This is a genomic window from Kitasatospora sp. NPDC048715 (genome assembly GCF_043198905.1).
GTDB lineage: Bacteria > Actinomycetota > Actinomycetes > Streptomycetales > Streptomycetaceae > Kitasatospora > Kitasatospora lactacystinica.
Window position 1 is genome coordinate 20,513 of sequence record NZ_JBICVH010000017.1, and the last position, 14,920, is coordinate 35,432.

The following is a 14,920-nucleotide window of genomic DNA, read 5'->3' on the forward strand; positions in this document are numbered from 1 at the left end:
CGGGCGCCGGTCACCCCGCTCACGTCCGCGGCCGACCCGGCCGGGCGCCAGGAGGATCACCATGCTCGACCACAGGCTCAGCAGCGAGTACGAGGAACTGCGGCGCACCGTCGCCGAGTTCGCCCAGGACGTGGTGGCGCCGAAGATCGGCGGGTTCTACGAGCGGGAGGAGTTCCCCTACGAGATCGTCCGGGAGATGGGGCGGATGGGGCTCTTCGGCCTGCCCTTCCCGGAGGAGTACGGCGGCATGGGCGGGGACTACTTCGCCCTGGGCCTCGCCCTGGAGGAACTCGCCCGCGTCGACTCCTCGGTGGCGATCACCCTGGAGGCCGCCGTCTCGCTCGGCGCGATGCCGATCCACCGGTTCGGCACCGAGGAGCAGAAGCGCGAGTGGCTGCCCCGGCTGACCTCCGGCGAACTGCTCGGCGCCTTCGGCCTCACCGAGCCGGAGGGCGGGTCGGACGCGGGGGCCACCCGCACCACGGCGCGCTACGACGAGGCCACCGACGAGTGGGTCATCAACGGGACCAAGTGCTTCATCACCAACTCCGGTACCGACATCACCGGTCTGGTCACCGTCACCGCACTCACCGAACCGATCGCTCGTTCGAGTGAAGAGGGCGAATTGCGCTCGCCTGTGCGGGAGATCTCCTCCATCATCGTGCCCACCGGGACCCCCGGATTCCAGGTCTCGAAGAAGTACTCGAAGGTCGGGTGGAACGCATCCGACACCCGCGAACTGTCCTTTACCGACTGCCGCGTTCCCGCGGCCAACCTGCTGGGCGAGCGTGGCCGAGGCTACGCCCAGTTCCTGCGGATCCTCGACGAGGGCCGCATCGCGATCGCGGCCCTGGCCACCGGCCTGGCCCAGGGCTGCGTCGACGAGTCCGTGAAGTACGCTGGCGAGCGCCGGGCCTTCGGCCGGCCGATCGGCGCCAACCAGGCCATCCAGTTCAAGCTTGCCGACATGGAGCTGCGCGCCCACACCTCCCGCCTGGCCTGGCGGGACGCCGCTTCCCGGCTGCTGCACGGTGAACCGTTCAAGAAGGAGGCCGCGATCGCGAAGCTGTACTCGTCCGAGGCCGCCGTCGACAACGCCCGCGAGGCGACCCAGATCCACGGCGGGTACGGCTTCATGAACGAATTCCCGGTCGCCCGCTTCTGGCGCGACTGCAAGATCCTGGAAATCGGGGAGGGCACGTCCGAGGTCCAGCGCATGCTCATCGCCCGGGAACTCGGCGTCGGTTCGTGACGACCACACCCTGATGGTCACCTCCTTAGCCGCGCCCACCGGGTCACGTACCACTCAACGCGCTTCCCCGCGCACAGAGTTGGGGGAGCCCGACGATGGAGGAGGCAGCAGGAGGAGACCTCGGGGAGGCTTCGTGAGAAGCCTCGGGAACGAGAGGCCTCAGGGGATCACGATCACCGGACGGTTGGCCCGCCGCGCCAGCCGTCCGGAGACCGAGCCGAAGATCTTGCCGAGCAGGCCGTGCGTCGTGCCGACGACGATCGCGTCGGCGGCGTACTCACGACCGACCTCCTCGATCTCGTGGCAGATGTCCCCGCCGCGCTCGACCAGGATCCACGGCACCCCGGTGAGGAAGTCCGCGCAGGCGAGCTCCAGTCCGAGGACCTCGGTCCGGTGGTCGGGGAGGTCGACGAAGACGGGTGGCTCGCAGCCTGCCCAGACAGTGGCGGGCAGACGGTTGGCGACGTGCACGATCACCAGACCGCACTGCGAACGGCGCGCCATGCCGACGGCGTAGGCGAGAGCGCGCTCGCTCGACAGCGAGCCGTCGAAGCCGACCACCACACCGTGCTGGAACACCGGGTCGAGGGACGGCGCCGGGGCTTCCTGCCCGGACGGCTCGGCGTGGCCACCCAGCGGGCCGGCCGCGCCGGCAGCCGCCTCCGGACGCTCGGCGCCCGGGCCCAGGCGGCCCGTCACCGGAGACCCGGCAGGGTCGGCCGGGGGTTCGCCACGCCGCTGGCGGGGCCCCTGGCGCTCACGGCGGGCGAGGCTGCCCCGACGGGCGAGGCCGCGAAGAGCGCGCGCGAAGCCCGGCGGGCCGTCACGCCCCGGGCCGGACTCCCCTGGCTCGGCCGGCCGGGCGTCGGTCGGCTGCGCCACGCCGGTCGGCCGGGCCACGCCGGTCGGCTGGACCGCGCGGGCCGCTCCGGCCGCATCGGGTTCCTCGGCGGCGTCGGCTCGCTCGCGTCCCGTCCGTACGCCCGGGACGCGACCCGGGGCCTCGGCGCGCGCGTCAGCTCGTCCATCGACTCGTCCATCGACTCGCGGGCCGACAGACCCGCCCGCGCCGCCGTCCCGGCGACCGTCGCCGTGGCCAGCGTCGTGGCCACCGTCGCGGCCGTCGTCACGGTCGTCGTCGGGACCGCCTTCGCGGCCCTCACCGAGGCGGCCACTGCGGCGATCACGGCCGTCGTCACCGCGCCGGTCGGCGCGGACTTCGGCCGGTCCGTCGGGACGGTCGCAGGCAGACCCGCCCGCCGGGCCCACGCTGCGGGGCGTGTCCGGTTCGACCGGTCGGGGAGGCTCAAAACCAGCCATGGCTCACGGCTCTTCGATGGAGAGGGGCCGACAGGAGAGGAGAACAACGCTGCCCGGGCAGCAGGCCCGCCCACGGGATGACGTCGGTCTGCGCCGCGCAGCACCGTATGTGACCTGTTCCTTTCAGAGTACGACGGGCCTGGGGCCCCGCCCAGCGAGGAAGCCCCTGAGCGACGTTGTTCCCGCGAAAGGGGGATGCGCCCGCCGAGGCAGTGCGCCCCGCCCACAGGCGATCGCGCCCCCTCCGGAAAGGAGGGTCCCTGGAGCTTGACTGAGCGGACCGGGCGGCGCAACAGCCCCACGGGACACCGTGACCGGACTGTCATGGATCGGCGACGATCCGTTGCGGCGCGTCGCGAACCGTGACGTCCGACCTGCCCCAATAGCCCCGGACGGCCCGCGCGTCACCGCCCGCCGCAGGCGTACGGAGGCCGTTTCGGCCACTCCGTACGGCTTCGCGACGCCGTCTGGCATTTGCCAGGTGCATAGGCTCGGCCGCTGGCACCATGCTTGGCATGCCCCTGCTCCTGTTCGACCTCGACAACACCCTGTTGCCCCGGGACGCCGCCTACCGGGCCTGGGCGCAGGACTTCCTGTCCGAACACGATCTCCCGCCGGGCGACCTCGAGTGGTTCGTCACCCTCGACGGCGGCGGATACGTTCCGCGCAGCACCGTACTGTCGGCGGTCCGGCGCCGCTACGGGCTGGACGTCTCGGCCGACTTCCTGATTGCCCACTACCGACGCGGCATCAACTCCCACATCCACTGCCCGCCCAGGCACATCGAGGCGCTGCGAGCCGCCCGGGCGGCCGGGTGGACGCTCGGGATCGTCAGCAACGGCGGCACCCGGCCGCAGTTGGAGAAGATCCGGCGGACCGGACTGGGCCCGCTGGTCGACGGCTGGGTCATCTCCGAGGAGGCCGACTGCGTCAAACCGGACCCGCTGATCTTCGAGATGGCCGCCCAACGGTGCGGCGTCGCACCCACCGGGGACTGGGCCGAACACACCTGGATGATCGGGGACCACGCACCCGCCGACATCGCCGGTGCCGAACTGACCGGGCTGCGCAGCGTCTGGCTGCACCACGGGCGGCCGTGGGCGGAGAGCGGCTACCGGCCGACGCTGAAGGCGGCCGGTCTGCCGGAGGCGGTCGGCCAGGTCCTCGCCGCACGGAACGCGCCCTCGCCCCGACCGGGCCTCCGCTCCGACGGGCCGCTCCGGAAGACGGCAGCGGGGATGCCGGGCTACGCGACGGCGCTGGTCGGCGCACGGTCCGGCGCACATCCCGCGATGGCCGCCCTGGACGGCCCGAGCGCATCCGTTTCCGCAACGGCCGGGCCGGCCGGCGAGCGGGCCCCCGCGGGCGGGCCCGGTGTCCGAAACCGATCAGGCGGGTTTGCCGTGATCGCCGAGGCCCGCACGGACCCCGGAGCGGACTCCGGGACCCGTGCGGCCGGCAGACCGGGCCCGGCCTCGGACGGCCTCCGCCCCGCACCGATCGCAGCGACGGCCGCAGCGCCGGCCAGAGCCACGACCGCAGCCGCGACCGTCCGCCCGAGACCCGACGGCGCCGCACCCGCCCCGGTCGCCCTCACCGCTGCGCCCGGCACGGCATCGTCCGCGTCTTCCGCATCGCGCTCGGCGACCACCGCGTCCGCAGCCGCCGTGGCGGCCGCCCAGTAGCGCCCGGCCGCCCCCTTCACATCCCGCCGTCCCCACCGTCCCCACCGCATCCCAGCGCCACCGCGCCCCTGCCCGCCGCCCACCGCCCGGCACCCGCACCCGGAAGCCACCGCCCCGCCCCGCTCCGGCTACCCCACCGGCGCCGCCGACGTGCGGGTCCACCAGCAGGTGCGGGCCTGCTCGACGAAGCCGAGCTTGCGGTAGAGCGGTTCGCCGAGCGAGGTGGCGACCAGGGTGGCCGGGCGGTCCGGGTGTGCGTGGGCCAGCGCGGTCCGGAGGACGGCGCCGGCCACGCCGCGGCCGCGCCGGTCCGGCAGGGTGGCGACCCAGTACACGCCGGTGGCCCGGCCGTCGTCATAGGTGAGGCAGGTGCCCGCCACCGCGCCGTCGACGCGGCCGAGCCAACCCCGCCAGCCGGGTACGTCCAGCAGTTGCTCCGGGAGGGCTCCGCCCCGGACCCAGGGCTGTCGGGCGGGCAGCGGGAAGCCTTCCACGATGGCCCGCTCGACCATGGCGAAGCCGTCGCCGTCCCGCGCCTCATCCACCGTCAGGACCCCGCCTCCGCGCGCCTCCGAGACCGCGGGCAGGACGGCGGTCGCGCCTTCGACCGGTCCTGGGTCCCGGACCATCACCGGCATGAGCGGCATCCGGGTGGCCCCGAGGCCCGTGAGGTCGAGCCCGTCGTACGGGTCCTCCACGGTGCAGCGTATGGTCGACCAGTCGGCCATCAGGTCCGCCAACTCCTGCGCCAAGGCCGCTGGTTCGTCGTAGGGGCGGGTCACCACGATGCGGTGCGCGTCGTCCGGGGTCCGGGCGCACCGGACCGCGGTCAGCCCCGGGCGGGTGCGGGACCGCCAGCCGTGGACCCGGGCTTGGGCGAGCCAGAAGGCGGCGGCGTTGTCGTTGGCCCGTTCGAGCCGGCTGCTGGTGTTCACGGCAGGACCGTAACCCGGCGGTCCGGTTCCCGGTTCCCCCGTTCTGGGCTTGGCCGGATGAAGCCTGGGAGGCGCACGACTTCTCCCCGTGCGCCCCCTCGTGCACCGCCGATTTTCGGTCAATTTCGCGCCGATCCCTCCCGCTTGGGCAAATCCGCAGCCCAGACCAGCCGGCCGGGCGCACCGGAGCCGGACGCCCCAGGAACCGTCCCGCGACAACCAGCCACCGTTGCCCCGGCCCTCTTCCCAGAAAGGTCGACGGGTGCCACGCTTCGTGATCGAATGCATCACGCCAAATTGCCATGTCGACATAGCGTCGGATGGTGAACTTGTCACAACGGCAATGGTCCACCCGATAGATTTCGATCTTGGCCAGCAGTGCCGCACCACCCACACCACACCACCGAGGGGGCTTGAGCGCCTTGAGCAGGGTGAGCAGGAGCGACGCGGGTCCTGACAGCGGCCAGGCGGCGGCCGGCGGCGCGGGTCGGTCCGCGAGAGGCACTGGCACCACCGCGATCGCCACCACCCGCACCTCCGGCCCCCAGGGCGCCGCTTCGCACTCCTCGTACTCCACGGTGCCCTCCCCCGGGGCGGGCGCCGGCGGCGGTCCCGGTGCGACGCCGACCGCCGCGGACCACGGCGTGGCGACGCCCTACGGGAGCCAGTCCCCCTACGGCGGCCAGCCCGCCTTCGGCGGACAGTCGTCGTTCGGCGGACAGCCCGTCAGCCGAGGACCCGTCAGTCCCGGCCAGTCCTACGGCGGCGAGCACCCGGGCCATTCCGGCCACCCCGGGCACCTCGCCCATCCCGGCCAGTACGGAGGCCATCCCGGCCATCCCGGCCACGCCGGCCACCCCGGTCATTCCGGCCACCCCGGCTACGGCGGCGGCGCCCCGGGCCTGAACGGCGCCCCCGCCGCCGGCCCGGGCGGCGGTCCGCTCGGCGGCCTCGCCCTCGGCTCCGGCCACGGCCACGGCCCGCTGGGCCACGGCGGGCCCGGCGCGAACGGCTCCCCGACCCCGATGACGTCCTCCGCCCCGCGCAAGCTGTCCGGCCGGCGCCGCCGGGAGACCGTCGCCGTGCTGATCTTCGGCGGCGCCCCGATCTTCGAGAGCTCCATCCCGCTCTCCGTCTTCGGCGTGGACCGCCAGGACGCCGGGGTGCCCCGCTACCGCCTGCTGGTCTGCGCCGGCGAGGAGGGTCCGCTGGCCACCACCGGCGGCCTGACCCTCTCCGCCCCGTACGGCCTGGAGGCGCTCGCCCGGGCCGGCACGATCGTCGTTCCGGCCTGGCGCTCGATCTCCCAGCCGCCGCCGGTCGAGGCGATCACCGCCCTGCGCAAGGCCCACCACGAGGGCGCCCGGATCATCGGGCTCTGCACCGGCGCCTTCGTGCTGGCCGCCGCCGGTCTGCTCGACGGCCGCCCGGCGACCACCCACTGGATGTACGCGCCGACGCTGGCCAAGCGCTACCCGCGGGTCCACGTCGACCCGCGCGAGCTGTTCGTCGACGACGGCGACGTGCTGACCTCCGCCGGCACCGCCGCCGGCATCGACCTGTGCCTGCACGTGGTGCGCAGCGACCACGGCGCCGAGGCGGCCAACGCGCTGGCCCGCCGCCTGGTGGTGCCGAGCCGCCGCGGCGGCGGAGGACAGGCCCAGTACATCGATCAGTCTTTACCGGAGGAGATCGGCAACGACCCGCTGGCCGAGGTGGTCACGTGGGCGCTGGAGAACCTCAACCAGCAGTTCGACGTCGAGGTGCTGGCGGCTCGCGCGTACATGAGCCGGCGCACCTTCGACCGGCGGTTCCGCACGCTCACCGGCAGCGCGCCGCTGCAGTGGCTGATCACCCAGCGGGTGCTCCAGGCGCAGCGGCTGCTGGAGACCTCGGAGCTGTCGGTGGACGACGTCGCGCGCCGGTGCGGGTTCCGTTCGCCGGTGGCGCTGCGCGGGCACTTCCGGCGCCAGCTCGGGGTCTCCCCGGCCGCGTACCGGACCAGCTACCGGGCCCGCCGTCCCGGTCAGCAGCCGAGCGCGCCGGCCGGTGCGCTCGGCGACCTGCGGCTGCCCGGAGCGCTGCCGCACCCGGCGGGCGCGGTCGCGCCGGCGGGCGGGCCGCTGTTCGGCGGGGCGCACGGTGTGCCGTCGGCGCAGCCGTTCCCGGCCGGTCCGGGGGCGCCGCTCGCGGTCGGGCAGCACGGGCAACCGGTGCCGCACGGCCAGCAGGGGCAGCAGATCGGTCACGGGCAGCCGGGAGCGCACGGCCAGCCCGGCGGGTTCGGTCCGGGCCAGGTCGGGACGCCGACCGGCCAGCCCTTCCACGTCCGGGCCGGTCAGCCGTACCCGCACCAGCAGGCCGCACAGCAGTCGCACCCCGGGCAGCAGGGTGCGGCAGGGCGCGGTCCGCTGCGGCCGCCGGTGGTTCCGGCGCAGGCCGGACCGGGGGCGGGGACCGGACGTCCGCCGCGCACCGCGGAGCACGCGGCGGCGGAGGACGGTCTCCCGCAGCCGGGGGTCCGCGGTCAGGGCCAGGGGCACCGGAGCGCGGCCGAGCGGCCCGCGGACGAGCCGGGTGCGGCCGGGCGCGGTCACGGCGCGGCCGCGGGACGGATGCCGGCCCCGGCCGGGCAGCCGGGCTCGGGGCCGGGTGAGCTCCGCGGTCGCCAGGCCCGGGCTCCGCAGGTCCGCGGCCAGGCGGCCGGCCGGCCCTCGGCCGAGGGCGCCCGGGCGGCGCGCGAGGTCCGGGCCGGACGGGACGGCCATGCGGTCCGGGCCGGCCGGGAGGGCGAGCACCCGGACGGCCCCGGTACGCACGACGGGCCGGAGGAGCACCAGGCCGAGGCACCCCGCTCGGCTCCACCGGTCCCCGCGGCGCGTGATCGCGCCGTAGGGTGAGTTGTGTGAATGACCGTTTGGTATGGATCGACTGTGAAATGACCGGCCTCGACCTCGACCGGGACGCCCTGGTCGAGGTCGCGGTGCTGGTGACGGACTCCGAGCTGAACATCCTCGGCGAGGGCGTGGACGTCATCATCCGGCCGCCGGCGGAGGCGCTGGCGAACATGCCCGAGGTGGTGCGCGAGATGCACACCGCCTCCGGGCTGCTGGAGGAGCTGGAGCAGGGCGTGACCCTGGCCGAGGCCGAGGAGCGGGTGCTCGCCTACGTGCGCGAGCACGTGCCGGAGGCGGGGAAGACCCCGCTCTGCGGCAACTCGGTGGCCACCGACCGCGGCTTCCTGGCCCGGGACATGCCGGCCCTGGAGAAGCACCTGCACTACCGGATCGTGGACGTCTCCTCGATCAAGGAGCTGGCCCGCCGCTGGTACCCGAAGGCGTACTACAACAGCCCGCAGAAGGGCGGCAACCACCGGGCGCTCGCCGACATCCGGGAGAGCATCGACGAACTGCGGTACTACCGCGAGGCGGTGTTCGTCCCGCAGCCCGGCCCGGACGCCGACACGGCGCGGGCGATCGCCGGGAAGTACCGGTCCCCGGCGAGCTGAACCCGGTTCCGCCGGGCCGGTCCGCTCCCGGAACGGCCCGGCGGAACCCCGCCGGAGGGTCGGAGGAGGTGCCCGCGTCAGCCGGATCGAAACCCTGGCGCGAGCACCCTCTCGGATCCTGTAGAGTTCTTCCTGTCGGAACGGGAACGCGAGAGCGGGAACGGACCGGACAGATGGTGGGTGTAGCTCAGTTGGTAGAGCACCTGGTTGTGGTCCAGGTGGCCGCGGGTTCGAGTCCCGTCACTCACCCCAGAGCCTGAGGGGCCGATCTCTTCAAGAGATCGGCCCCTCAGGCGTTTTCGCGTTCCCTCAGCTGTGCACGGCCTCAGTTGCACGCCCCCCACCCGGATGTGCGCTCCCTCACACGTGCCCGCCGGGTCGACTTTCCGGCCGACCCCCTGCCGCCGGAAGCTACCGGCTAGTAACATCGTCGCCATGACCACACCCACGATCGGCAAGCTGCTCGACGACACCGTGCCGATGGCGCACACCCTCAACCTGGACTACCTGGAGACCACTCCGGAGCGGGCCGTTCTCCGCCTGCCGGACCAGCCCGCGTACCACAACCACGTCGGCGGCCCGCACGCCGGCGCGATGTTCACGCTGGCCGAGTCCGCCAGTGGCTGCATCGTGCTCGCCGCCTTCGGCGACCAGCTGTCCCGGGCCGTGCCGCTCGCCGTGAACGCCGAGATCGCGTACAAGAAGCTCGCCATGGGCGACGTCACCGCCACCGCCGTGCTCGGCCGCCCGGCCGCCGAGATCGTCGCCGAACTGGACGCCGGCGGCCGCCCCGAGTTCCCGGTCACCGTCGAGATCACCCGCGCCGACGGCGCCGTCACCGGCGTGATGACGGTCACCTGGACGCTGCGCCCCAACTCCTGACCACCACGCGGCCGTTGGCCCCGGGAGCGCCGGCCCCGGGGCCACCCGCGCGATGACCGTCCGTGACGGCGGGCGTGACCTCACCACCCGGCCGCTCGTTCTCGATTCACGTGCGAGCCAATCACGCGACCAAGCCCCAGGAACCCGCCCCTCGCGGCGACGCCGGTGCCCGCCGCGGGATCGCCCGGTGGCTGCCCCGCCCCCGGGTCGTCGCCGCCGCGGGAGCCCTGCTCACCCAACTCTGGGGGGTCGGCGCCCCCGGGGCGTACGCGGCCGCCGCCGACCCACCGCCGGACCCGGCCCGGCCCGCCGTCCGGCGCGCGCTGCACGGCGCCCCGGCACTCGACCGGCCGGTGCTCGACGGACCCGCCCTCGACGGACAGTCAGCCGAGCGTCCCGTCGGGTCCGGGCCCTCGGCGGGCAGACCGTCGGCGGGCGGCCCGCCGGACCGCTCCCCCGGGGCCGCCGGGGAACCGGCCGGCAACGGCCCGGCCGACGGGACCACCGGGGCGGTCGGCACGGTCGGCGGCACCCTCCAGGAACGCATCCGGGCCGGCGGCCTTCCCCTGCCCGGCCAACGGGCGGCCGTCCCCGACGCCTTCGCGCTCGCCTCCGGCCTCCTCGACACCCTCCCCGCCCGGGCCCGGCCCGACGACCCCCGCGCCTCCCGCGAGGGCGGACCCGCCGGCCTGTCCTCCGCCGCCCGCCGCCGACCCGACGACTCCCTTCCCGCCGTTCCCCGGCAGCGCCGGGCCGCGGAGGGACCGCTGGTCCAGGAGGCGACGGCCACGACCGTCGACCGGGCAGGACCCGCCGCCGAGCCCGACCGGCCGGCGGACTCCACGGCCCCCGCCGGAGCCGGCCCCGGCCGGACGCCCGCGGCGGTGGCCATCGCCGACACCGCCACGGCGGCCACCTCCCATGACGGCTCCGCCACCGCGACCGCCGTCCTCGCCCCCATCGCCGCCGGGCTGCTGCTCACCGGGGCAGCCATGTGGAAGCACCGCGGGCTGCCACGCGGGCACTGAACTCGAACTCCCGCCGTCCACCCGGAGAACGAGCGGGCCGACGCCGGGGTACGCGCATCGCGAGGCGCGGGCGGGGGCACCGCCCGGCCGAAGACCGAAGGCCCGGGACTCGGTGCCACTCCGGCAGCGAACGGTCCCGGGTCGGTCGAGCCGCGGCGTCGGGCTGCGCGCGTCCCGGGGCCGCCGAGGCGTCTCCCGCCGCCGGGCGCGCGCCGGGACAGCGGCGGCGGCAACGGCAACGGCAGCGGCAGCGGCAGCCCGCCTACTGCACGGCCAGGTCCAGGACCAGCAGCGGGAGTTCGCGCCCCGGGATCGAGCCGGACGGGACGCTGCCGACCCGGGTGGCACCCATCGCGAGGTAGAACGGCTCGGCGTTCGGGTCGGAGTCGATGGTGAGCCGGCGCAGGCCGAGCTCCACGGCCAGGCCCCGGGCCTGCTCGAACAGCGCGCGGCCGACGCCTCGGCCGATCGACTCCGGCTCGACGAACAGCTGGTCCAGCGACCCGGTCGGCGGGGCACCGGAGAGCGAGACGAACCCCAGCACCCGCCCGCCGTGCTCGGCCACCACCGTGGCCGACCGCTCGATCACGCCGGCGTCCACGGTCAGCTTCGCCCGGCAGGCGGCCATGAACGCCTCGCCGTAGCCCCAGTACGCCTTGGACCGCAGGGCGATGCCGGTGAGCAGCGCGGCCTCGTCCGGCCGGGCCGGTCTGATCTCCATGGCACCCCCTCGGGTCGGTGGCCGGACGGCAGCGCCATTGTCGGCCGCGATCCGGTCGTCCGCCAACGGATTTGCGGCGGGCGGCACGGCGCTGCCGGGGTTCACCGCTGGACGCGCCGGACCGCGGCCGTCAGCGGAACACCCCCGGCGGCGGTTCCGGGGACGGGGCCGCCGTGGCGTCCGTCGCCGGAACGGCTCCGGCCGCGAAGTCGGTGAGGGCGCGCCCGTGTTCGACCCGGGCGTGGGCGGAGTCCGAGGCGGCGCGGCGGGTGAGGTCGGCGACCGGGAGGGGGGTGTGGGCGGCGGCCAGGACGAGGTTGCCGAAGCGCTTGCCGCGCAGCACGGCGGGGTCGGCGATCAGGCACAGCTCGGGGAAGACCGCGCCGAGGGTGGCGACCTGGGAGCGGGCGAAGGGCAGGGCGCCGCCGTCGGCGATGTTGGCGGCGTACCAGCCGCCGGGGGCGAGGGCCCGGGCGGCGAGGGTGGTGAACTCGACGGTGGTGCAGTGGGCGGGGGTGCGGGCCCCGGAGAAGACGTCGGTGATCACCAGGTCGACGCTGTCCTCGGGAGTGCGCTCCAGCACGCTGCGGGCGTCCGCGCCGCGCACCTTGATCTGCCAGCCGCGGTCCAGGGGGAGTTCGGCGCGGACGAGTTCGGTGAGCGCGGTGTCGATCTCGGCGACCTGCTGGCGGGAGCGCGGCCGGGTCGCGGCGGTGTAGCGGGCCAGGGTGAGGGCGCCGCCGCCGAGGTGCAGGACGGTGAGCGGGCGGCCGGGCGGGGCGACCAGGTCGATCAGGTGGCCGAGCCGGCGCTGGTACTCGAAGCCGAGGTGGGTGGGGTCGGCGAGGTCGACGAGGGACTGCGGGGCGCCGTCGATCAGCAGCGACCAGGCGGCGGGGCGGTCGCGGTCGGGGCGCAGTTCGGCGAGGCCGGAGCCGACGGGGCGGCTGAGCGGGCCCTGGGCGTGGGTGCGTCCGTCCGGTCCGGTGGTGGCCGCCGGTTCCGGGCCGCGCGCGGCTCTGCTGCTTCGTCCCATACCGGCCATTATCGCCGTCGGGGTGGAACACCCACAGGTCAGGGGCGTGCCCCGGGGACCCGGCCGGAGGTTGGGGGCCCGGCGGGATCCGCGCGGCACGCCCGCTAGAACGGGCCGAGGCCGCCTGCGGTGAGCGTGCAGGCGGCCTCGCAGAGGGCGGAGCGGAGCACCCAGGCGTCGGTGGGGCGTGCGGTGCGGCCGGCGCCGGAGGGCGGGATCACCCAGCGCGGGTCGGTGGTGGCGGGCACGAGCGCGCCCGCGGTACAGGAGCTGCCGGGCAGGTGCCAGGTCTCCCAGGTGCCGGCCGGGACGAGGAAGGAGACGGTGCTGCCGTTGCGGCTCTGCAGGACGGCTCCGCAGGCGCGGCGCAGTCTCAGGATGTCGACGGCTTCCAGGCCGTGCCGCAGGGCGACGGTCACGGTGTCGCAGGCGGTGACGGAGGTCCCCTCGTCGGGGGTCGTGCGCTCGCGGCGGCGGCCGCCGCAGGGGGTGCGGCCGCCCTCGACCGGTCCCCGGCCGGGGCGCCGGTCGTCGGCGGGTTCGGGGAGCAGGGCGGGAGCGGCGCCGGCGAGCACTCCCCCGCGGACGGGTCGGTACTGCGGCAGTCCGGTGGCCATCATGGGCTCTCCTGTACCTCGTCGGTCCGGAAGCACAGCCGTTGGGCGGGGCCGCCGGGCTGGGACGGGCCGGGGCGACGGCATGGGCTTTTTCCGCGTACCAGGACAACGCGGGGCCAGCGCCGCAGGCCACGGGGCGCATTACAGCAAGGCATGGCATTTCATGGCGGATACCCAGCAACATCGCCCCTTTTGCCCTGCATTGACATTGAATGTCCGGCCAACCGAATGTGGCCGCTCGGTGACTCCGAGTACTCTCGGCGCCATGGCAGCCACCCCACCGGCCGAGCCGAACCGACCGTCCCCCAACCCCGTGATGCGCGCGCTGCGCGGCGACCGTTCACCCGGCGAGTTCGCCACGGCCGTCCGCAGGGCCGCCCGCGAGATCGGCGAGCACGTGTCCTGCGACGCCCGCTACGTCGGACGGGTCGAATCCGGTGAGATCCGCTGCCCCAACTACGCCTACGAGCGGGTGTTCCGGCACATGTGGCCGGACCGCACGCTCACCGACCTCGGCTTCGCCCCCCGGACCTCCGTCCGCCGCCGCCCGGTGGCCGGATCCGTCGGGTGGAGCGAACCACCTCCGCTCCACCCGACGTTCCCGCCCCCGCCCGCCCCGCGCTCACCACTCTCCACTCAACTCCCGTACGCTGCCTCGCCGTACGCGGATCCAGCCGCTCCGGACGGGCCCCCGTGGCCGAGTCCCGGGACGGCGCCCCGGGGGCCCGATGGATCGCCCTATCTCGACGAGGAGAACGACGACGTGCGTCGCCGTACGTTCCTGGCCGGCGGCACCACCGCGCTGGCCGCCGTGATCGGCATCGACCGACCCGCATCGGCCGCCGGCCGGCAGGCCGGTGCCGACGGCGCCTCCGGTGCGCTCACCGCCCGAGGCGCCTTCCCCGGTGCGGAGTTCACCGCACCGTCGCTGCTCGGCGGCGAACCGCTGGTGCCCGGCCGCCCCGGGCCGGTGGCGCCGTCGCGCCGGGTCGGCGCCGCCGAGGTGTTCGGCGTCGAGCAGGCCGTCCGGGAGATCCGGCTGGCCGACGACGCGCACGGCGCCGACGCCCTGTACGAGCTCGCCGGGCGGTCGCTGCGCAACGCCTACGTGTTGCTCAACGAGTGCGAGTACAGCGCCGAGACGGAGCGCCGGCTCCAGGCCGGGGCGGGTGAACTCGCCATCTCCGTCGGCTGGTTGGCCCATGACTCGAACCGTCTCGCGGACGCCCGCTCGTTCTACTCCGAGGCGCTCGCCACCGCCCGGATGGCCGGGGACTCCGGGCTGGAGGCGCACGTCTTCTGCAACAGCGCCTTCCTCGCCCGGGACGCCGGCCGCCCGCGCGAGGCGCTGCGCGCCGCCCAGGCCGGGCAGGTCGCCGCCCGGGAGCTGGACTCCGAGCGGCTGCTCGCCCTGCTGACCATGCGCGAGGCCGGTGCGTGGGCCCTGCTCCAGGACCGCGCCTCCTGCGAGCGCGCCCTCGGCCGGGCGTACGCCCTGTTCGACCGGGGCCCCGGTGCGCGGGACCCGGAGTGGATGTCCTTCTTCGGCGAGGCCGAGATCGCCGGGCTCCAGTCGCAGTGCTGGTCGGCGCTCGGCGACTGGGACCGCGCCAGCGAGCAGGCCGTGCTGGCGATAACGCTCCAGGAGCCGCACTTCCTCCGCAACCGGGTGCTGTACACCGCCGAGCTGGCCCACGACCGGCTCGGCCGCGGGGACCTGGCGGGCGCGGCGCACCACGGCTCGGCCGCCGTCGCGCTGTTCGACGCCGTCGGTTCGGCCCGGATCCGGAGCATGCTCGCGGACACCGCGGGACGGCTGCGCCGGCACGTCGCGGTGCCCGAGGTGCGCCGGTTCCTGACCGATTACGACCGGGCGGCGGCCGCGTAGGACCCGCACAGGGCCCGGGCAGGCCCCCGGGAGAAGCCCCGGGCCGCC

At 75.3% G+C, this 14,920-nt stretch carries 12 protein-coding genes, 1 tRNA gene and 1 pseudogene; 9 read left to right on the top strand and 5 right to left on the bottom strand.

Going from position 1 to position 14,920, the window contains the following annotated elements:
* The first annotated feature begins 61 nt into the window (after positions 1-61).
* Complete coding sequence (locus tag ACGFSC_RS28915) at positions 62-1,252, top strand: acyl-CoA dehydrogenase family protein (protein ID WP_359908967.1); 1,191 nt, start codon at positions 62-64, stop codon at positions 1,250-1,252.
* Positions 1,253-1,411: 159 nt separating this feature from the next.
* On the opposite strand, the gene ACGFSC_RS28920 is transcribed toward ACGFSC_RS28915, so the two are convergent.
* A complete protein-coding gene (locus ACGFSC_RS28920) occupies positions 1,412-1,888 on the bottom strand; it encodes a universal stress protein (RefSeq protein ID WP_380351429.1) in 477 nt (158 codons plus the stop codon).
* Between ACGFSC_RS28920 and ACGFSC_RS28925 the strand changes: the two genes are divergently transcribed.
* Entirely contained in the window at positions 1,820-2,653 is an 834-nt protein-coding gene (locus ACGFSC_RS28925; RefSeq protein WP_359909010.1) for a hypothetical protein, read from the top strand. The two genes, ACGFSC_RS28920 and ACGFSC_RS28925, sit on opposite strands and share 69 nt — an antisense overlap.
* Positions 2,654-3,087: 434 nt before the next feature.
* A complete protein-coding gene (locus ACGFSC_RS28930; RefSeq protein ID WP_359908969.1) occupies positions 3,088-4,257 on the top strand; it encodes an HAD-IA family hydrolase in 1,170 nt (389 codons plus the stop codon).
* Positions 4,258-4,385: 128 nt separating this feature from the next.
* On the opposite strand, the gene ACGFSC_RS28935 is transcribed toward ACGFSC_RS28930, so the two are convergent.
* On the bottom strand, positions 4,386-5,192 hold the full coding sequence (locus tag ACGFSC_RS28935; RefSeq protein WP_359908971.1) for a GNAT family N-acetyltransferase: 807 nt from the start codon (positions 5,190-5,192) through the stop codon (positions 4,386-4,388).
* A gap of 1,025 nt (positions 5,193-6,217) precedes the next feature.
* Here ACGFSC_RS28935 and ACGFSC_RS28940 point away from each other — a divergent pair.
* The 5 genes and pseudogenes from ACGFSC_RS28940 to ACGFSC_RS28960 form a co-directional block, all read left to right on the top strand.
* A pseudogene (locus tag ACGFSC_RS28940) lies at positions 6,218-7,459 on the top strand (helix-turn-helix domain-containing protein); the annotation flags it as partial.
* A 638-nt stretch (positions 7,460-8,097) separates the two neighbouring features.
* Positions 8,098-8,700, top strand: a complete 603-nt coding sequence (orn, locus tag ACGFSC_RS28945; RefSeq protein ID WP_359908973.1) for an oligoribonuclease — start codon at positions 8,098-8,100, stop codon at positions 8,698-8,700.
* A gap of 176 nt (positions 8,701-8,876) precedes the next feature.
* Positions 8,877-8,952, top strand: a tRNA-His gene (locus tag ACGFSC_RS28950).
* Between the two features lie 183 nt (positions 8,953-9,135).
* Positions 9,136-9,582, top strand: a complete 447-nt coding sequence (locus tag ACGFSC_RS28955) for a DUF4442 domain-containing protein (RefSeq protein WP_359908975.1) — start codon at positions 9,136-9,138, stop codon at positions 9,580-9,582.
* A 110-nt stretch (positions 9,583-9,692) separates the two neighbouring features.
* Positions 9,693-10,610 (top strand): hypothetical protein, encoded by a 918-nt coding sequence (locus ACGFSC_RS28960; protein ID WP_359908977.1) that lies wholly within the window; start codon positions 9,693-9,695, stop codon positions 10,608-10,610.
* 262 nt (positions 10,611-10,872) lie between these two features.
* Here ACGFSC_RS28960 and ACGFSC_RS28965 read toward each other — a convergent pair whose 3' ends face one another.
* The 3 genes from ACGFSC_RS28965 to ACGFSC_RS28975 form a co-directional block, all read right to left on the bottom strand.
* Positions 10,873-11,331, bottom strand: a complete 459-nt coding sequence (locus tag ACGFSC_RS28965) for a GNAT family N-acetyltransferase (RefSeq protein ID WP_359908979.1) — start codon at positions 11,329-11,331, stop codon at positions 10,873-10,875.
* Positions 11,332-11,461: 130 nt separating this feature from the next.
* A complete protein-coding gene (locus ACGFSC_RS28970; protein WP_359908982.1) occupies positions 11,462-12,367 on the bottom strand; it encodes a fused MFS/spermidine synthase in 906 nt (301 codons plus the stop codon).
* Between the two features lie 104 nt (positions 12,368-12,471).
* Positions 12,472-12,987: a hypothetical protein gene (locus ACGFSC_RS28975; protein ID WP_359908985.1), complete on the bottom strand. Its 516-nt coding sequence runs from the start codon at positions 12,985-12,987 to the stop codon at positions 12,472-12,474.
* Between the two features lie 262 nt (positions 12,988-13,249).
* Between ACGFSC_RS28975 and ACGFSC_RS28980 the strand changes: the two genes are divergently transcribed.
* Positions 13,250-14,872 (top strand): tetratricopeptide repeat protein, encoded by a 1,623-nt coding sequence (locus ACGFSC_RS28980; protein ID WP_359908987.1) that lies wholly within the window; start codon positions 13,250-13,252, stop codon positions 14,870-14,872.
* The last annotated feature ends 48 nt before the right edge of the window (positions 14,873-14,920 follow it).